Here is an 18,511-nt window from a genome sequence, read left to right on the forward strand (position 1 = left end):
CGATGAAACCCCATGCCACGGCTTATAGCCAACGCTTGTTGCGTGGTCAGACGCCGTCCTACGAACGCTTGCAGGCGCGTCTGGCCGAAGACGGCAGCGAACTGGGCGCGGCGCCGATTGCCGTGCACTGCGGTTGGGGCCGATTGCTGATCGGCCACACGTTTCCGGATGCGGCGAGCCTCGCTCACGAGTTGCTCAACGAGCAGCCGGGAGAGCGCGATATTGCCCTGTACGTGGCCGCCCCCCAGCAAGTGCTGGGGCTGGAGCCCGCCCAACTGTTTCTCGACCCGTCCGACACCTTGCGCCTGTGGTTCAGCGACTACCGCCCGTCAACCCGGGTGTTTCGTGGTTTTCGCATTCGCCGGGCCCAGAGCGAGCCCGACTGGCAGGCAATCAATCAGCTTTATCAGTCCCGCGGCATGCTGCCCATTGACGCGAGTTTGCTGACCCCACGCCATGAAGGCGGTCCGGTGTATTGGCTGGCCGAAGATGAAGACAACGGCGCAATCATCGGTAGCGTCATGGGCCTCAACCATCACAATGCGTTCAATGATCCGGAGAACGGCAGCAGCTTGTGGTGCCTGGCCGTTGATCCGCATTGTTCGCGACCGGGTGTCGGTGAAGTGTTGGTGCGGCATCTGATCGAACACTTCATGAGCCGCGGGCTTAGCTACCTCGACCTGTCGGTGCTGCACGACAACCGGCAGGCGAAAAGTCTTTACGCCAAGCTGGGTTTTCGCAACCTGTCGACCTTCGCAATCAAGCGCAAGAACTGCATCAATCAGCCGTTGTTTCTCGGCCCAGGCCCCGAAGCCGAGTTCAATCCGTATGCGCGGATCATCGTTGAGGAAGCTCATCGACGCGGGATCGATGTACAGGTCGATGACGCCGATGCCGGGATGTTCACCCTCAGCCTTGGCGGCCGTCGGGTGCGCTGCCGCGAATCCCTCAGCGATCTGACAAGCGCCATCAGCATGACGTTGTGCCAGGACAAAAGCCTGACCCACAAAGTGCTCAAGGCGGCCGGCCTGAACCTGCCCTCGCAACAACTGGCGGGTAACGCCGATGACAATCTGGCGTTTCTCGACGAGCACGAGCGGGTGGTGGTCAAACCGCTGGATGGCGAACAGGGCCAAGGCGTGGCGGTGGATTTGCGGACCATCGAAGAGGTTCAACAAGCCATCGAGTCCGCCCGCCAATTTGACAGTCGCGTGCTACTGGAAAGCTTCCATGAAGGTCTCGACCTGCGGATTGTGGTGATCGGTTTTGAAGTGGTTGCCGCGGCCATTCGCCGGCCGGCGGAAGTGGTGGGCGATGGCCAGCATTCCATCGGTGAACTGATCGAAGCCCAGAGCCGACGTCGTCAGGCCGCCACCAGCGGTGAAAGCAAAATCCCGCTGGACCATGAGACCCAGCGCACCCTGCATGCGGCGGGTTACGACTACAGCAGCATTCTGCCGGCCGGTGAACATCTGTTCGTACGCCGTACGGCGAATCTTCATACCGGTGGGGTTCTTGAGGATGTCACCGCGATCCTGCATCCGACGTTGGTGGATGCGGCGGTGCGCGCTGCACGGGCCCTGGATATTCCGATGGTCGGGCTCGACCTGATGGTGCCTGCCGCCGACCAACCTGAGTATGTGTTTATCGAAGCCAATGAACGCGCCGGGCTGGCCAACCATGAACCGCAGCCGACGGCGGAGCGGTTTGTGGATTTGTTGTTTCCCCATAGTCAGCCAGCGGTCTCTTAGTGATGGAGTGCCTGGACTGACGCCTTCGCGAGCAAGCCCGCTCCCACATGCGACCGCATTCCATTGGGGGAGCGGTTTTGTTCGCGAAGGCGGCCTGACAGACACCAAAGATTCCTCTCCCTCATCGAAACCATCGATGCTCTCAACTCATCAGGAGTTTCCATGACCAGCAAAATTCCCGAACCGGATCTCAACTACCTGCAAAAAGTCCTGCTGGAAATGCTCGCCATTCCCAGCCCGACCGGGTTCACCGACACCATCGTGCGCTACGTCGCCGAGCGGCTTGAAGAGCTGGGCATTCCCTTCGAAATGACGCGCCGCGGAACCATCCGCGCCACCCTCAAGGGCAAGAAGAACAGCCCGGACCGTGCGGTCTCCGCCCACCTGGACACCATCGGCGCAGCGGTTCGCGCGATCAAGGACAACGGCCGTCTGACCCTCGCCCCCGTCGGTTGCTGGTCCAGCCGCTTTGCCGAGGGCAGTCGGGTGAGCCTGTTCACCGACAACGGCGTGATCCGCGGCAGCGTATTGCCCCTGATGGCTTCCGGGCACGCGTTCAATACCGCCGTGGATGAAATGCCGATCAGTTGGGATCACATCGAATTGCGCCTGGATGCCTATTGCGCCACCCGCGCCGATTGCGACTCACTGGGCATCAGTGTGGGTGATTTCGTCGCCTTCGATCCGCTGCCGGAGTTCACTGAAAGCGGCCACATCAGTGCCCGTCATCTCGACGACAAGGCGGGTGTTGCGGCGTTGCTGGCGGCGCTGAAAGCGATCGTCGACAGCGGCGAAGAACTGATGATCGACTGTCATCCGCTCTTTACCATCACCGAAGAAACCGGCAGCGGCGCGGCGGCGGCATTGCCGTGGGATGTCAGCGAATTCGTCGGCATCGACATTGCGCCGGTCGCGCCGGGCCAGCACTCAAGCGAGCACGCAGTGAGCGTGGCGATGCAGGACTCCGGCGGGCCTTACGACTATCACCTGTCACGGCATCTTTTGCGCCTGGCCAGTGACAACGAGTTGCCCGTGCGCCGTGACCTGTTCCGCTACTACTTCAGTGATGCCCACTCGGCCGTCACCGCCGGCCACGACATTCGCACCGCCCTGCTCGCCTTCGGTTGCGACGCTACCCACGGCTACGAACGCACCCACATCGACAGCCTCGCTGCGCTCAGTCGTTTGCTCGGCGCTTACATACTGAGCCCACCGGTGTTCGCCAGCGATGCGCAGCCGGCCAAAGGTTCACTGGACCGGTTCAGTCACCAGATCGAGCACGATACACAGATGGAAAGCGATACCCGCGTGCCGTCGGTGGACAGTCTGGTGGGGCAGCGGTCGGATAGCTGACCTTGAGATGTTTGGTGTCTGAAAGGTCGCCTTCGCGAGCAAGCCCGCTCCCACATTCGACCGCATTCTCATGAAAGAACTCGGCCAACTGTGGGAGCGGGCTTGCCCGCGAAGGCGGTAGATCAAGCAACACATGAGCCCAGGCTAGCCGCAACCGATCATTCGCCGTAGCATCGCGCCATTGTTTTCACCGAGGTGCCTATGCTGATCCCCTACGACCAACTTGAAGTCGACACCCTGACCCGCCTGATCGAAGATTTCGTGACCCGTGACGGTACCGACAACGGTGATGACACGCCGCTGGAGACCCGCGTACTGCGTGTTCGTCAGGCATTGACCAAGGGCCAGGCGCTGATTGTCTTCGATCCGGAAAGCGAGCAATGCCAGTTGATGCTCAAGCACGACGTGCCCAAGCACCTGTTCGACTGAGGCCTTCAGCGCCCCTTGTTTCTGGCCAGTTTGACCTGGATGCGTTCGTAGACTTCGGCGCGGTGCACGTTGACGTCCTGCGGCGCTTCGACACCGAAGCGCACGGTGTTTCCGTTAACGGCAACAATGCGCACGGAAATGTTGTCACCGATGGAAATCAATTCGCCCACAACGCGACTGAGTACAAGCATGGCATTCGTCCTTCAGGGTTATCGAACCCTGAAGATGCCCGGCACTTGGCGGCTCTTCAATGCGACGACAGCAAACCAGACCCAACCTACGGCGCAGGACTAGCCGCTCTTACGGAAACGTCTGACAAAACCTTTGATTGAAGGACCGATCCTTCAGGCTGCGGAGAAGCGCGGCCCGAAAAGGATGACGCTTGCCCCGATCACACACAGCGCCACACCGATCCAGTCCGAGCCCAGCGGACGAATCCGCTCGACCACCGCCAGCCAACCAATCGAAGCAATAATGTAGATGCCGCCGTAAGCGGCATAGGCGCGACCGGCGTAAGTCGCTTCGATGCGGGTCAGCAGCAGCGCGAACAAGGTCAGGCTGAGCAGTGCCGGCACCACCCACCAGGCGCTTTTGCCCTGGCGCAGCCACATCCAGAACGCAAAGCAGCCGGCGATTTCAAACAGCGCGGCGAGGAAAAACCACAGGTAATTAAGCATGCAAAACGTCTCGCGAGGATGGCCGATGGCGGCCACCCTAACGACGGTTTTGTGTAGGGGGCAAGCTCAACCTGCGGTTTGTTTGGCCTTGGCGCGCATTTTGTCGGCCATGACGGTCATTTCGTCGTAAAGCAGCTGCGGGTTCTTCTGCTTGAGCGCCCAGGCCATGCGGCCCTGTTCGTGGGGCAGAATCATGAACTCGCCTGCGGCGACGTGCTGATAGATGTAGTCGGCAATCTCGGCCGCCGTGATCGGTGAACTTTCCAGCAGTTTGCCGACCTGGGCTTTCATGGCTGGCGTCGGGCCGCGGAAAGAGTCCAGCAGATTGGTCTGGAAGAAGGACGGGCACACCACATGTACGCCGACTTCCTGCTGCGCCAGTTCGATCAGCAGGCTTTCGGACAACGCCACCACACCCGCCTTGGCCACGTTGTAGTTGCTCATGGCCGGGCCTTGCATCAGGGCCGCCATCGACGCGATGTTGATGATCTTGCCTTTGCTTTTTTCCAGCAGCGGCAGGAAAGCCTTGCAGCCCTTGACCACGCCCATCAAGTTGATTGCGATCTGCCAGTCCCAGTCTTCCAGGGACAGTTCACTGAAGAACCCGCCCGAGGCAACGCCAGCGTTGTTGACGATGACATCGATACCACCGAGCTTTTCTTCACAAGCCTGGGCGAAAGCAGTGAGCTGGCTGTAGTCGCGCACGTCGCAACGCTGGATAAAACCGTCACCACCGGCTTCGCGAACCAGCTTCAGGGTTTCCTGCAAACCGGGCTCGCTGACGTCCGACAAGGCCAGCTGCCAGCCTTCACGCGCCCAGCGCAGCGCGATTTCGCGACCCAGGCCAGAGCCTGCGCCAGTGATCATCATGCGATTTTGCATAGCAAACAGCCTTGTTGTTCCGGGGAAGATGTGTCGAGTGTAGCGAAGGACAACGCCCGACCCACGCTCCATCAGATTGCTGAATGGCCCGAGCAAACCGTGGAAGCCCCTGAGCCAACTAATTGAACAAATAAGCCTTTGTTCGAAAAACATGAAAAAAACTTGGAATTTTCCTTCATTCGCGACAGTCGGACGTTTTAAGCAGCTAGATTTATAAACATCCAGGCTGACAGTTAATACGCCAGGTAACTCCAGAACACTTCTCCAACAAGGAAATAGACATGGGCACAATTCTCCTCGTAATACTGATCCTGTTGTTGATTGGTGGTTTGCCAGTGTTCCCTCACTCCAGAAGTTGGGGTTACGGTCCGTCGGGGATCATCGGTGTAGTATTGGTGGTACTGCTGATCCTGTTGTTGCTCGGCAAGATATAAAGATTTAACAGGCAAAAAAAAGAGGCCCTTGATGGGCCTCTTTTTTATTGCGTCAACGCTTAGTCCGGCTTGCCATCAATGACACCGGCGGTGTTATCGATCAGGCTTTTGGTGGCGGTTTGCAGGAACGCTTCGAGCTTGGTTTTCATCTCTGCCATACGCGGTGCATCCGGAACGACCACGGCACGCGGCGTAGCACCCAGTTCGTAGTTATACATCTTCGGCGCCATGTCCTTGTCCTTCGGCAATACCAGTATCTGGTCGACCGTGATGATCGCCGTGGTCTGTTCGCTGCCCGATGGTTTGATCACGCCAAAACCGGTGTCGCCTTCAGGCAAGTTGAGCAGGTCGCGGCCCCAGCACTGATGGCGCACTTCGCCGCCGATGCGGCCCATGATGGTCGGCACGATGTCGACCTGAGTGCCGACGGTGTGGTCCAGGGTGCCAAACTTTTCCTGGATGCCCGGTGCGATCAACAGCATCGGTACGTTGAAACGGCCCAGGTCCATTTCAGTGATCTGACGCTCGTTGCCAAAACCGTGGTCGCCGACGACAACAAACAGGGTTTCCTTGAAGTACGGCTCCTTGCGGGCCTTTTCAAAGAACTGGCCTAGTGCCCAGTCCGAGTAACGCATGGCGGTCAAATGCTCGTTCAGACTGCCGCGATCGGTCACGCGCTCGACCGGCAAAGGTGTCGGCAAGGCGTATGGCGTGTGGTTGGACAGGGTCTGCAACAACGCATAGAACGGCTTGCCGTTTTCCCGCGCCTTGAGCTCTACCAGACCACGGTCGAACATATCCTGGTCGGACACGCCCCAAGTCGGATCGGAGAACACCGGGTTCACGAAGTCGTTACGACCGATGAAGTTGGTCATGCCCTGGTTGCTGAAGAAACCCGATTGGTTGTCCCAGGCGAAGTCGCCGTTGTAGACGTACACATCGTTGAAATCACGAGCACTGAGCAATTGCGGCAGACCGGACAGCTTGTGGCTGCCTTCCGGGGTCTGCATCAGGTATTCGAAACCCGGCAGGTTCGGGAAACAGGCCATGGTCGCGAACATACCCTGGTGGGTATGGGTGCCGTTGGAAAAGAAACGATCGAACAGCAGGCCTTCCTTCGACAGTTTGTCGAGGTACGGCGTGATATTGCCCGGCGCACCCAACGCGCCCACCGAGTGACCAGCCATGCTTTCCATCAGGATCACAACGACGTTCTTGATCGGCAGTGTCTTGTCGGCCGGCGGCATGTAATCGCGGCGCACCGCTGCGGTTTCGCCGTCCACCAGTTTGTCGTCCGCCGTCATCAGCATGTCGCGCACAGTCTGCTGCGCCAAAGGCTGTGGCTGCGTGGCTTTCCAGATGTTGTCACGATCTTCGGACATCCGGCTCTTGGCCGCAGCGACCAGAGAAAGCGTACCGTTGAGGCCCAATTGGTTGGCGAAATTGGAATCGGTGGTGTAGACGTCACCCCAACGCATCGGCGGGCCCTGACGCAGGGTGCCGCGAGCCGCGACCACGCAGATCAGCAGGCACACCACGAACACGCCGATGCGTGCATACCACGGGGCAATCTGGCGCGTGCTGATGCTACCGCCGCTGAATGGACCGCGAGGACGGGTAGCGCGGTCGGCCCCCTTGAAGGCCAGGGTCAGGATCAAGGTGCCCACGGCCCAGGCCAGCAGGTAGCGAACCACCGGAAAACCGTACCAGAGCATGCTCATCACGGTTTTCGGGTCTTCCTTCACGTACTGGAAGACCAGGCCGTTGAGCCGCTGGTGGAATTCACGGTAGAAGTCCATCTCCATCAGGCCCAGGAACAGCGCGATGCTCGAAGCGATGGTCAGCCAGAAGCGGAAAAAACCACGAGCGGCCATGGCCCGGGCACTGAACAGCGCCAGCACCAGCGGAATGCTCAGGTAGACCACCAGGCGCAGGTCGAAACGCAGGCCGTTGGCGAAGGCCTCAAGGAAAGTCGAGGCTGGGGTGTCGAGGATCATCTCGCTGTTGTAGACCAGCAGCGCGACGCGCAGCACGGAAAACATCACCATCATGATCAGAGCACAAAGCAGCGTGTAGGCCAGATGCGATTTGACGGTCGGTTGCAGCAGGCGACTAGAAGCTCGCTGCTGACTCAGGGCGTCCGGGTTTGCCATGTCGTTTTAGGACCCATTGGAAGTTAAAGTTTCAAAAATACAGCTGCGCCCTGCCCTCTGTTGGCCAGTTCTCGGCCCCGGGGCTTGCGCGGTGCGCAAATGTTGCACGATCACTCGCGGCATTGCCATTCATTACTGTCCGGTAGTCTGGCGCGGGCGAATTGTCTTGGAGGCGTTGTGAAAATTTCGTGCAACGCATATCCGGAAACAAAATAAAGGCTTCGACTTGAATGGCCCATTGGGGGTGTTTGATTGTGTACATATCCGTTGTTGCGGTGACGGCTGCTCTTTGATCGTGGACATATCCGTTTCTGCGGTAACGGATATGTCCCCCCCAAAGCCGTGCTTACTTCTCGGCACGTTCTTTCAAGGCTTTCAACGTATTGAACGGCGCATCAACCACAAACTTATTGGCAACCACCGACGGTATGCTGCCGCCCGGCTCGGTGTGCACCTGATAGGTCACTTCGACCTGGTCACCCTTGGGCACGAACTTCCAGAAACCGTCGATCTTGGTAACCCGCACAAAACCCTTTTCTTCAGGAATGTACGTCGGCACGCCTTCAAGTTTGCGGGTCAGGCTGCCATCGGCGCCTGTAAGGGTGGTGACATGCAGCACCGAGTCACGCGCGGTCACCGGCCAAGGGGTATTGAACTGCGTGTAGGTCCAGCTCTGATCGCCTTCGTGCTTAAGCAACTTCTGGGTCTTGCATTCGTGAATCCAGGCGCAGGCGCCGGGCACGTCTTCCTGCAGCGCGCGCAGTTTGGCCATGGTGGTTTTCATCAGGGTGACGCCCTGGTAGGCCTTGTAATCGGAACCGGCCACTTCACTCAGGGATACCTTGATGCCGTCTTCGTTCTTGGCGACTTTCCAGTCCTCGGCCTGAGCGGCCGTGGTTGCCAGCATTACCGTCAAACCACACAACACAGCCATACGATGCAGCGAACCCATAATCTTTTCCTTATTGTTGAAGTTCCATTTGTTAAACACATCACGCGGCCGTCATTTGCTCCCACCATCCCAGCAATCTGATCGCTTCATCACTGCTGTTTCCGCAGACTTCGACATCGGCTTCAAATGCCGAACAAACGGCAGGACGTTCCGGTTGGCCGAAAATACCGCACAGGTTTTCGACCGAAAGTTGGACGCAACGCTCTCCCGCGGCTTTGCCATTGGGCATGCCGGGAATCGGCGAACTGATGGAAGGGACAATGCAACAGGCGCCACAGCCCTCACGGCATTTCATGACGACAAGCTCCTCGCGACGAGCAATGTGTTAAAGGACGGGGCACAGAGTACCCGCTAAAACGGCTGTTTAAAATTACCCGGGAGCGGGTTTTTACCTTCAAACGGACGTGACTGACCAGTCTCCGACAAAGCGTCTGGCCAGCGGGTCACGGATGGGAAGGAATTAGCGCTTGAACTCGAATTCCAGGGCTGCACCTTCGACTTCACGGCGCTCTTCGTTGCGCAGTTGCAACTGCATTTCGTTGCTGATCAGCCGTCCGTTGAGCTGAAACGGAGTGCTGCCGGCCTTGTCACCGAACATTTGCGGCAACACCGGATCGCGCCGGGGTAATGGGACTGTACCGATCGGTTTCAACTCCTCGGCCATCTCCTCGGGCAGACTCAAATCCAGGTCGACAGTAGGAAGCTTGGTTTTCACCACCTCACTGGCGGATTTGGACTTGGAGACAATCGGTGGCCGTTTTTTTACCACCGCCGCTTTCTTTTTGACCGGTGCGGCTTTCTTGGCGGGAGCCTTGGCGGGAGCGACTTTCTTGGCCGCTGCCGTTTTTTTCGCGGGGGTGCTGGCTGCCGGTTTTTCCTGGACGGAAGCCGCCATGACGCCTTCGGCGTGAAAGGTCATCAACAGGCAGATCGATAGCCAGACGGCGGGAAAAATAGGCTTCATGGACCCAACAGCGCTAACGGCAGAGGGCCATATGCTCGCCTGTTGGACGTGACAAGACAAGCTCGGGCAGGAATAACCTGCCCGCCCCGTCAAAAACCACCAGCCATTTCCTGGCAGAGCTGGGTAGCCAACATGCCGAGGGTCATCAATGCACGCTCGGCTTCACGGTTCCAGGGTATGCCGCAGTTCAGCCGAATGCAGTGATTGAACTGCTCGGTGTTACTGAAAATCAACCCCGGCGCGATGCTGATGCCCTGCTGCAAGGCCCGCACGTGCAGTTCCTGAGTGTTGACTCGCCCCGGCAGGCTGACCCATAGAATGAAGCCGCCCGTAGGCCGGGTCATCTGTGTGCCTTCCGGGAAATACTGCTGCACCGCCAGCTGAAAAGCGCTGAGATTCTTGCGGTACTCCTGACGGATGTAGCGCAAATGCCGGTCGTAACCCCCATTCTCCAAGTAGGCCGCGATGCCCATTTGCGTGACGCTGCAGGCCGAGTGGGTACTGAAGGTCTGCAAGCGCTGGATTTCCTGCTGGTACTTGCCGGCAATCATCCAGCCAATTCGCACGCCCGGCGACAGGGTTTTGGAAAAGCTCGAGCAATAGATCACCCGATCCAGCCGGTCGTAAGCCTTGAGCGATTTAGTGCGCCCCTGCTCGAACATCAGTTCGCCGTAGATATCGTCCTCGACAATCTGTATGTCGAAATCCGAGGCCAGGCGCAGCAGTTGTTTCTGCCGCTCTTCGGGCATGGTGCCGCCCAATGGATTACTCAGACGAGTGGTGAGCACCAGCGCTTTGATCGACCACTGGTTGGCCGCCAGTTGCAGGGCTTCAAGGCTCATGCCGGTGGCCGGATCGCTGGGGATTTCGATGACCTTAAGGCCCAGCAAGTCAGCCAGTTGCAGCAAACCGTAGTAAGTCGGCGATTCGGCGGCAATCAAGTCGCCCGGCCGGGTCAATACTCGCAGCGACATTTGCAACGCGTCGACGCAGCCGTGGGTGATCACCACTTCAGAGGGGTCGACCACCACGCCGGCATCGCGCATGCGGATCGCCACCTGCCGGCGCAACGGCTCGAAACCGGGGCTGAACATGTAGCTGAAAGCCCGTGGACTATGGAAACGAGTGACTTTGGCCAGTTGCTGATGCAGCGCCCGCACCGGCAGATAATCGACGCTCGGTACCGCTGCGCCCAAGGGAAAGACACCCTCGCGGCGGGATTCGACCAGGACTTGCTGAATGATGCTGCTGCGGGTAACCAGACCGGGGCGCTCGACCCGGGCGATGTCCGGGGTCGGCGCGGTCAGGGCCGGCGTCTGGTGAACGTAGTAGCCCGACTGCGGCCGGGCGCGGATCAGCCCCTGATCTTCGAGGTTGGCGTAAGCCTGCAACACCGTCGCATGGCTGACGTTGAGCTGCGAGCTCATCTTGCGTACAGAAGGCACGCGCTCCCCCGGCTGATAGACCCCACGGCGGATGTCTTCGGCCAGTTGCTGAGCAATACGTTGGTAGAGCAAGAGATTGGTCATGACGCAGCACTCGATTTCACGGGCATTTTATTCTTGTGTGAAACAATACCGGAACAGTTTAGAAGTGTACTGGGACAGTTGCCACAATAGTCGACCGTACAGTGCAGTGTCAGCAAAAACTGTACTGCTTTTATGAATGGCACGAGCAAATGCCAGGCGCAAAAAAACCCGGCGCTGACTGACAGGCCGGGTTTTCCAGTGACGCCCCCCTTAGCGGGCGGCGCCGAGCTGGCCTTTTTCGTCGGAGAACACAATTTCCACCCGACGGTTCTGCGCACGACCCCGTTCGGAGGCGTTCACGTCCACTGGATATTCGTCGCCGTAACCTTCGACCTGGATGCGCTTGTCATCGATGCCGAGGTCCATCAGCACATTCGCCACCGATTGAGCACGATCACGGGACAGCTTGAGGTTTTCCTGCTTGCCGCCAGTACTGTCGGCGTAACCTTCGATGCGCACCACTCGCTTGGGGTTGAGCTGCAGGAACTGCACGATCTTCAACACCACGCGATTCGCCGAGTTTTTCAACTCCGCTTCGCCCGTGTCGAACAGCACATCCCCAAGGGTCATCACCAGGCCACGGTCAGTCTGGGTGGTGGCCAGCGCGACAATCTGTTCTTCGAGCCACTTGCCCTGTTGCTGCACGCTCAGCAGCTTGGATTCGCGCAAGGCCAGTTGCAGGCGCTGACGCTCCAGCTCGAGCTTCGCCGCAAGCTCTTCGTTGAGCACCTGATTGGTGTGCTCACGGGCGATTGCGCTGTAGCGCTGGCTCAGGTAAGCGTAATGCGCCACATCCGAACCGCTGCCCCAGTAGCTGGACAGACGATCGGCACGGGCCAGGGACTCACCGGCGCGAATCACATCCTTGGGCGCGATTCGCAGCACGTTGGAGTCTTCCTTGACCTTCTGGAAGTCAGTGCCTGCTTGCTGCAACGAGGCTTCGCTGTGCTGACCGGCACAGCCATAGAGGCTGACGCAGCCGGCCAGGAGCAAACCGCCGAGTACTTTGGTCTTGAGGCTCATTGGGCATCTCCCAGTTGCTTGCGCAGACGAGTGATGCGGGTATTGAGCACGTTCAACTGCTCCTGACTCTTGAGGGTCAGGACCCGGGCTTCGGCCAGACGCGCATCCAGCTCGGCCTGTTCGGCCCGCATGCGCGCATGTTTGTAGGACTGATCCGTCATGTCGCCTTGGGCACGGGTGAATTTTCCTTCGGCCAATTTCAGTTCTGGCACATCGTCGACGGTGGCACCCACGGCTTTGGCTTGCTCGAGTGCCTGCTCGGTCAGGCGTATTTGTTCATTCGGCGCCGGATCGGCTGCACAACCCGCCAGAGCCAGTACGGCCAGGGCAGCGAAAAGAGGTCGAATACTCACTAAAAATCCCTACTGTTTTGGGGTACTGACAGGCGGTTGCTGCGGTTGTGAGCGCTGTGCTTTCCAACGCTCGATATTGCGCAGCAGTGCGGCTTCCGTCAGTCCGGACGCGGGCAATTCTGTCATCTTTTTGGCCAGCTGTCCGCGCAACCACGGATCGTTGCAGGCAGAGTTGTGGGAAACCGCGAGGAACAGGCCGGGTTTGTCGATGGGTTGTGGGCGGCCGATCAGGTCGTTGGCCATACCCAGTGTCTGTACGGTCGCCATGCCTGAGTAGCGTCCGGCCAGGACAAATTCCACCTCGCCCAACAGCAATTTCTGAAATGCCTGAGTCAGGTTTGGCGTACGCGAGAGGGTCAATTGCTGCTCAGCGAAAGTGCCAAATGCCTGGGTCATCCGAGACTTTTCCGATAAGGCACCAGGATGACCGTGAAGGTCTTGCGCTTCGTTGTAGACCAGCGGCGAGTCTTTGCGGGTCCAGACCAGATAGTCGTTTTCCACCAACGGCGGATGAATGTAGTCCAGGGTTTGCAGCTCACCAACGGTCAATGGCGCATCAACCAGCATGTCCATGCGTCCACTGCGCACTTCGTCCAGAGCCTGGGAGCGTTTGCCGGCATACAGCAACTCGATCTTGATGCCCAACTCGCCCGCCACTTGCTGCAACAAATCGGCGTTGGCGCCGATCAGGTGCTTGGGGTCTTGCGGGTCTTGCCACAGGTACGGCGGCGCATCCGGACTGCCAGTCACCACCAGGCGCTCGCATTTGCCCGCCGCGAGGGTCAGCGCCGGCAACACCGTCAGCCCCAGCAACAATGACCAGCCACACACGCGGCGCAGATCCATGGCGACACTCTCCCACTCAAATCCCGAACAAAAAAAAGCCCGACCAAAAGGTCGGGCTCTTTATAAGTCAAGCCGCTGGATTAGACCAGCTTCTCGAACTCAGGGATGGCTTCGAACAAGTCCGCCACCAGGCCGTAATCGGCCACCTGGAAGATCGGCGCTTCTTCGTCCTTGTTGATCGCAACGATCACTTTGGAGTCTTTCATGCCGGCCAGGTGCTGGATCGCGCCGGAGATACCGACGGCGATGTACAGCTGAGGAGCAACGATCTTGCCGGTCTGACCGACCTGCATGTCGTTGGGTACAAAACCTGCGTCGACCGCGGCGCGGGAAGCACCGACGGCAGCGCCCAGCTTGTCGGCCAAGGCGTACAAGTGTTTGAAGTTGTCGCCGTTCTGCATGCCGCGGCCGCCGGAAACGACGATCTTGGCAGCGGTCAGTTCCGGACGATCGGACTTGGCCAGTTCTTCACCGACGAAGCTGGAAGTGCCAGCGTCGTGAGCAGCAGCCACCGCTTCAACAGCAGCAGAACCACCTTCAGCAGCAACCGGGTCGAAACCGGTGGCACGCACGGTGATCACCTTGATCGCAGCGTTCGACTGAACGGTGGCGATGGCGTTACCAGCGTAGATCGGGCGCTTGAAGGTATCAGCGCTTTCAACCGAGATGATCTCGGAGATCTGGTCAACGTCCAGGGTCGCGGCAACGCGCGGCAGGATGTTTTTGCCGTTGGAAGTGGCGGCAGCCAGGATGTGGCTGTAACCAGCGCCCAGCTCGGCAACCAGCGGCGCTACGTTTTCCGGCAGTTGGTGAGCGTAGGCGGCGTTGTCGGCCACCAGCACTTTAGCCACGCCAGCGATTTTCGCAGCGGCTTCAGCCACGGCGCCCGCGCCCTGACCTGCGACCAGAACGTGGATGTCACCACCGATTTTGGCGGCGGCAGCCACGGTGTTCAGCGTGGCCGGGGCCAGCACTTTGTTGTCGTGTTCAGCAATAACCAAGATAGTCATTTAGATTACCTTCGCTTCGTTTTTCAGTTTCTCGACCAGTTCAGCCACCGACTTGACCTTGATACCCGCGCTGCGTGCAGCAGGCGCTTCGACTTTCACGGTCTTGTTGGTGGAGGCGGTGGAAACGCCCAAAGCGTCCGGAGTCAGCACTTCGAGAGGCTTCTTCTTGGCTTTCATGATGTTTGGCAGGGACGCGTAGCGCGGCTCGTTCAAACGCAGGTCGGTGGTGACGATGGCTGGCAGTTTCAGGGAAACCGTCTGTGCGCCGCCGTCGATTTCGCGGGTCACGGCAACCGTGTCGCCGCTGACTTCGACTTTCGAAGCGAAGGTGCCCTGACCGTAGCCGCTCAATGCAGCAAGCATCTGGCCAGTCTGGTTGTTATCGCTGTCGATGGCTTGTTTGCCAAGGATCACCAGCTGAGGCTGTTCCTTGTCGACAACCGCTTTCAGCAGTTTGGCAACGGCCAGGGAAGTCAGGTCTTCGGCGGACTCGACGAGGATGGCACGGTCGGCACCCAGAGCCAGCGCGGTGCGCAGTTGCTCTTGAGCGGTGGTCGGGCCGATGGAGACGACGACGATTTCAGTCGCAACACCTTTCTCTTTCAGGCGTACGGCTTCTTCCACTGCGATTTCGCAGAACGGGTTCATCGACATCTTGACGTTGGCGAGGTCGACGCCGGAATTGTCCGCCTTGACGCGAACCTTGACGTTGTAATCCACAACGCGTTTGACAGCTACAAGAACCTTCATGGATTCCTCGTTACTCTCCGGTGAAAAGAAAGTCGCCTAGGCGAACCTGGCGGTTTGATGCTCATCGGCGCAAGGGCACCTCTAAAAACGCTGGCAGGTGTATCGGGTGACCTTGCTCACGAGGGTGATGACCGTTCGTCAGACGTGACCGACAAGTCATTCAATATCGCGGCGTGTAAACTGCGTGCCAAAAGGTTGCAACGCGTCACCTTGTACTGCCATCGCCCTGTCTTTAGAGGTGCTCTTGAAACCAACAGTCAGCCTACGGCGAGCGCAAAACCGACCGTATCTTGACCGGAACGCCTATTCCGGTCAATACGGCAAAATGGCCAGTCATAAGCCGCGTGACTTTGATTTATCTGGCTTTGAGCCGATTCAAACAAACGTTTGTATTGGACGCTAGGAGTGGTGTAGATATAATGCGCCACCTTAGAGAGAAAGGTGGTTAATCGATTGTCCTCTTCCTGCATTGCGCAGGAATTCATGGATGCGACACCAAACCTCCAATTAGAAAAAAAACTGTTGAGCCTTGAGTAGGAGATAACCTGTGGAACGCGAATACATGGAATTCGACGTGGTCATCGTCGGTGCCGGCCCCGCTGGTCTTTCCGCCGCCTGCCGCTTGAAGCAGAAGGCCGCCGAAGCCGGTAAGGAAATCAGCGTCTGCGTGGTCGAAAAAGGCTCCGAAGTCGGTGCTCACATCTTGTCCGGTGCGGTGTTCGAACCACGCGCCCTGAACGAATTGTTCCCGGACTGGAAAGAACTCGGCGCCCCGCTGAACACGCCGGTCACCCGCGATGACATCTTCGTTCTCAAGAACGCCGACAGCGGGCAGAAGATTCCTGACCTTTTTGTGCCCAAGACCATGCACAACGAAGGCAACTACATCATCTCCCTGGGCAACCTGTGCCGCTGGCTCGCCCAGCAGGCCGAGAACCTGGGCGTGGAAATCTACCCGGGCTTCGCTGCCCAGGAAGCGCTGTTCGACGAGAACGGCGTGGTTCGCGGGATCATCACCGGCGATCTGGGCGTTGACCGCGAAGGTCAACCGAAAGAAGGCCTGTACACACCGGGCATGGAACTGCGTGGCAAGTACACGTTGTTCGCCGAAGGCTGCCGTGGCCACATCGGCAAGCAGCTGATCAAGCGCTTCAACCTCGACAGCGATGCCGACGCCCAGCACTACGGCATCGGCCTGAAAGAAATCTGGGAAATCGACCCAGCCAAGCATCAACCAGGCCTGGTGGTCCACACCGCCGGTTGGCCGCTGGACATCATGGGCACCGAAAACACCGGTGGCTCGTTCCTCTATCACCTGGAAAACAACCAGGTGGTGGTCGGCCTGATCGTCGACCTGTCCTACAGCAACACTTACCTGTCGCCGTTCGATGAGTTCCAGCGCCTCAAGCATCACCCGGTGCTCAAACAGTACCTGGAAGGTGGCAAGCGCATCAGCTACGGCGCGCGTGCCATTTGCAAAGGCGGCCTGAACTCGCTGCCGAAAATGGTCTTCAAGGGCGGCGCGCTGATCGGTTGCGACCTCGGCACCCTGAACTTCGCCAAGATCAAGGGCAGCCACACCGCGATGAAGTCCGGCATGCTCGCCGCTGAATCCGTGGCCGAGGCGCTGTTCGCCGAAAAAGATGGCACCGATGAGCTGACCACTTACGTCGACGCGTTCAAGAAGAGCTGGCTCTACGACGAACTGTTCGCCAGCCGCAACTTCGGCCCGGCGATTCACAAGTTCGGCGCCATTGTCGGCGGCGGTTTCAACTGGCTGGACCAGAACATCTTCGGCGGCAAACTGCCGTTCACCCTGCACGACAACAAGCCAGATTACGCGTGCCTGAAACTGGCGGCCGACTGCAAGAAGATCGACTATCCGAAACCGGACGGCAAAATCAGCTTCGACAAACTCAGCTCGGTGTTCATCTCGGGTACCAACCATGAAGAAGAACAGCCTTGCCACTTGAAGCTCACCGACCCGAGCATCCCGATCGCCAAGAACCTGCCGCTGTACGATGAGCCTGCCCAGCGTTACTGCCCGGCCGGTGTGTACGAGGTGGTCACCAAGGAAGACGGCGAGAAGCGCTTCCAGATCAACGCCCAGAACTGCGTTCACTGCAAGACCTGCGACATCAAGGACCCTGCACAGAACATCACCTGGGTGGCACCGGAAGGCTCTGGCGGCCCGACTTACCCGAACATGTAAGTCGACTGTCTGAACATCAAGGCTCCCGAAATGGGGGCCTTTTTGTTGCCTGCGATTTAAAAGCCACACCACGAAACCATTGTGGGAGCGGGCTTGCTCGCGAATGCAGTGTGTCAGTCAACATTGATGTTGAATGATCAACTGCATTCGCGAGCAAGCCCGCTCCCACATTAAATTTGCGATAGAAGATCAGGCGGCGCGTTCATCACCGGGATTTCGTTCGAAGTAGCGCTTGTACTCGCGACTGAACTGCGACGTGCTCTGATACCCCACCCGATGCGCCACCTGCGCCACGCCCAACCCTTCGGCCACCAGCAACGCCTGCGCCTTAAGCAGGCGCAAGCGTTTCAAATACTGCACCGGCGACAGCAAGGTGCTGCGTTTGAAATGCTCATGAAAAGTCGACGCACTCATGTTCGCACAGCTGGCCAGGGTTTCGACGTTCAACGGCTCGGTGTAATGCGCATGCAGATGACTGAGCGATGCCGCGATCCGGGCGAATTGCCCCTGCTGCTCGACCAGCGCCCGCAGCACATCGGCTTGCGGGCCGCGCAAGGCGACGAACAGCAACTCGCGCAAACGCGCCTGCCCCATGATCTGGCATTCCAGCGGATCGTGCAGACAGCGCAACAGCCGTTCAACACAACCACGCATTCCATCATCGAGCACCGCCGAGGTCATGGACTCTGGCGTCTGTGCCGCAATATTACGTCCCGGCGCCAGTCCCATGGCCAAGACCAACTCACCGAGCAACACCCGATCAATGGCGATGGAAACGCCCAGCATCGGGCCATTCGGTGCCGAAAATGTCTCGCATTCGAACGGCACCGGCAGCGCCTGAATCAAATAATGTCCGGCGCCGTACTCCAGCGTACGCGGGCCCAGATACGCCAATTTGCTGCCCTGGGCGATGATAACCAGGCTCGGCTCGTAGATCTGCGGACCACGGGCCACGTCGCAACTGGCGCGCAAAACCTGCACACCCGGCAATGCCGTAGGCGCGAAACCGTCACGCGTGGTAAGTGGCTGAATCAGTGAAACCAGGGAGGCATTGGCATCAAGATGACGGGTCAACAACATGAGAGTTCTTCACAAAAAAAGTCGCGAAAAAAGGCATGAAAGCATCATCGCAGGTCTGATTGCCAATGCGACCAATCAAACGCTGATGCCGGAGGATTAGGCATGACACCCGG

At 58.7% G+C, this 18,511-nt stretch carries 19 protein-coding genes; 5 read left to right on the top strand and 14 right to left on the bottom strand.

All coding sequences use genetic code 11. The annotated features are described in order from the left end of the window. The first annotated feature begins 2 nt into the window (after positions 1-2). From ngg to ACA055_RS21865, 3 genes are all read left to right on the top strand, one after another. A complete protein-coding gene (ngg, locus tag ACA055_RS21855) occupies positions 3-1,751 on the top strand; it encodes an N-acetylglutaminylglutamine synthetase (protein ID WP_497680540.1) in 1,749 nt (582 codons plus the stop codon). Positions 1,752-1,913: 162 nt separating this feature from the next. After that, a complete protein-coding gene (locus ACA055_RS21860; RefSeq protein ID WP_497680541.1) occupies positions 1,914-3,104 on the top strand; it encodes an osmoprotectant NAGGN system M42 family peptidase in 1,191 nt (396 codons plus the stop codon). A 201-nt stretch (positions 3,105-3,305) separates the two neighbouring features. Next, entirely contained in the window at positions 3,306-3,533 is a 228-nt protein-coding gene (locus ACA055_RS21865) for a YheU family protein (RefSeq protein WP_007945785.1), read from the top strand. A gap of 5 nt (positions 3,534-3,538) precedes the next feature. Here the strand turns inward: ACA055_RS21865 and csrA are convergent, their stop codons facing one another. The 3 genes from csrA to ACA055_RS21880 all read right to left on the bottom strand — a co-directional run bounded on the left by csrA (position 3,539) and on the right by ACA055_RS21880 (position 5,092). After that, on the bottom strand, positions 3,539-3,724 hold the full coding sequence (csrA, locus tag ACA055_RS21870; RefSeq protein ID WP_497680542.1) for a carbon storage regulator CsrA: 186 nt from the start codon (positions 3,722-3,724) through the stop codon (positions 3,539-3,541). Between the two features lie 153 nt (positions 3,725-3,877). Continuing rightward, positions 3,878-4,210 (bottom strand): YnfA family protein, encoded by a 333-nt coding sequence (locus ACA055_RS21875; protein WP_416128581.1) that lies wholly within the window; start codon positions 4,208-4,210, stop codon positions 3,878-3,880. A 66-nt stretch (positions 4,211-4,276) separates the two neighbouring features. After that, positions 4,277-5,092, bottom strand: coding sequence for an SDR family oxidoreductase (locus ACA055_RS21880; RefSeq protein WP_497680543.1), 816 nt, complete (start codon positions 5,090-5,092; stop codon positions 4,277-4,279). 275 nt (positions 5,093-5,367) lie between these two features. Here ACA055_RS21880 and ACA055_RS21885 point away from each other — a divergent pair, with 275 nt between their 5' ends. Next, positions 5,368-5,526: a DUF3309 family protein gene (locus tag ACA055_RS21885; RefSeq protein ID WP_497684465.1), complete on the top strand. Its 159-nt coding sequence runs from the start codon at positions 5,368-5,370 to the stop codon at positions 5,524-5,526. A 59-nt stretch (positions 5,527-5,585) separates the two neighbouring features. Here ACA055_RS21885 and ACA055_RS21890 read toward each other — a convergent pair whose 3' ends face one another. From ACA055_RS21890 to ACA055_RS21935, 10 genes are all read right to left on the bottom strand, one after another. Beyond that, positions 5,586-7,679, bottom strand: coding sequence for an LTA synthase family protein (locus ACA055_RS21890; RefSeq protein WP_497680544.1), 2,094 nt, complete (start codon positions 7,677-7,679; stop codon positions 5,586-5,588). A 346-nt stretch (positions 7,680-8,025) separates the two neighbouring features. Beyond that, positions 8,026-8,631, bottom strand: a complete 606-nt coding sequence (locus tag ACA055_RS21895) for an START domain-containing protein (protein WP_497680545.1) — start codon at positions 8,629-8,631, stop codon at positions 8,026-8,028. Between the two features lie 40 nt (positions 8,632-8,671). Beyond that, on the bottom strand, positions 8,672-8,926 hold the full coding sequence (locus tag ACA055_RS21900; protein WP_497680546.1) for a YkgJ family cysteine cluster protein: 255 nt from the start codon (positions 8,924-8,926) through the stop codon (positions 8,672-8,674). Between the two features lie 165 nt (positions 8,927-9,091). Beyond that, a complete protein-coding gene (locus ACA055_RS21905; protein WP_497680547.1) occupies positions 9,092-9,595 on the bottom strand; it encodes a translation initiation factor 2 in 504 nt (167 codons plus the stop codon). Positions 9,596-9,684: 89 nt separating this feature from the next. Continuing rightward, positions 9,685-11,124 carry an aminotransferase-like domain-containing protein gene (locus ACA055_RS21910; protein WP_046031720.1) on the bottom strand — a complete coding sequence of 480 codons (1,440 nt, stop codon included), beginning with the start codon at positions 11,122-11,124 and terminating at the stop codon, positions 9,685-9,687. A 210-nt stretch (positions 11,125-11,334) separates the two neighbouring features. Continuing rightward, positions 11,335-12,147, bottom strand: coding sequence for an OmpA family protein (locus ACA055_RS21915; RefSeq protein ID WP_497680548.1), 813 nt, complete (start codon positions 12,145-12,147; stop codon positions 11,335-11,337). Then, positions 12,144-12,500 carry a DUF4398 domain-containing protein gene (locus ACA055_RS21920; RefSeq protein WP_497680549.1) on the bottom strand — a complete coding sequence of 119 codons (357 nt, stop codon included), beginning with the start codon at positions 12,498-12,500 and terminating at the stop codon, positions 12,144-12,146. The genes ACA055_RS21915 and ACA055_RS21920 overlap by 4 nt, the downstream gene beginning before the upstream one ends. A 9-nt stretch (positions 12,501-12,509) precedes the next feature. Next, a complete protein-coding gene (locus ACA055_RS21925) occupies positions 12,510-13,346 on the bottom strand; it encodes a substrate-binding periplasmic protein (protein ID WP_497680550.1) in 837 nt (278 codons plus the stop codon). Between the two features lie 80 nt (positions 13,347-13,426). Continuing rightward, positions 13,427-14,356 (bottom strand): electron transfer flavoprotein subunit alpha/FixB family protein, encoded by a 930-nt coding sequence (locus tag ACA055_RS21930; RefSeq protein ID WP_497680551.1) that lies wholly within the window; start codon positions 14,354-14,356, stop codon positions 13,427-13,429. Further along, positions 14,357-15,106: an electron transfer flavoprotein subunit beta/FixA family protein gene (locus tag ACA055_RS21935; RefSeq protein WP_010461775.1), complete on the bottom strand. Its 750-nt coding sequence runs from the start codon at positions 15,104-15,106 to the stop codon at positions 14,357-14,359. It lies immediately after the preceding gene. A 547-nt stretch (positions 15,107-15,653) separates the two neighbouring features. Here ACA055_RS21935 and ACA055_RS21940 point away from each other — a divergent pair. Next, positions 15,654-17,318, top strand: coding sequence for an electron transfer flavoprotein-ubiquinone oxidoreductase (locus tag ACA055_RS21940; protein ID WP_497680552.1), 1,665 nt, complete (start codon positions 15,654-15,656; stop codon positions 17,316-17,318). Between the two features lie 189 nt (positions 17,319-17,507). Here the strand turns inward: ACA055_RS21940 and ACA055_RS21945 are convergent, their stop codons facing one another. After that, positions 17,508-18,398, bottom strand: coding sequence for an AraC family transcriptional regulator (locus ACA055_RS21945; RefSeq protein WP_497680553.1), 891 nt, complete (start codon positions 18,396-18,398; stop codon positions 17,508-17,510). Between the last annotated feature and the right edge of the window lie 113 nt (positions 18,399-18,511).

The sequence above is a fragment of the Pseudomonas sp. LBUM1657 genome, assembly GCF_059716075.1.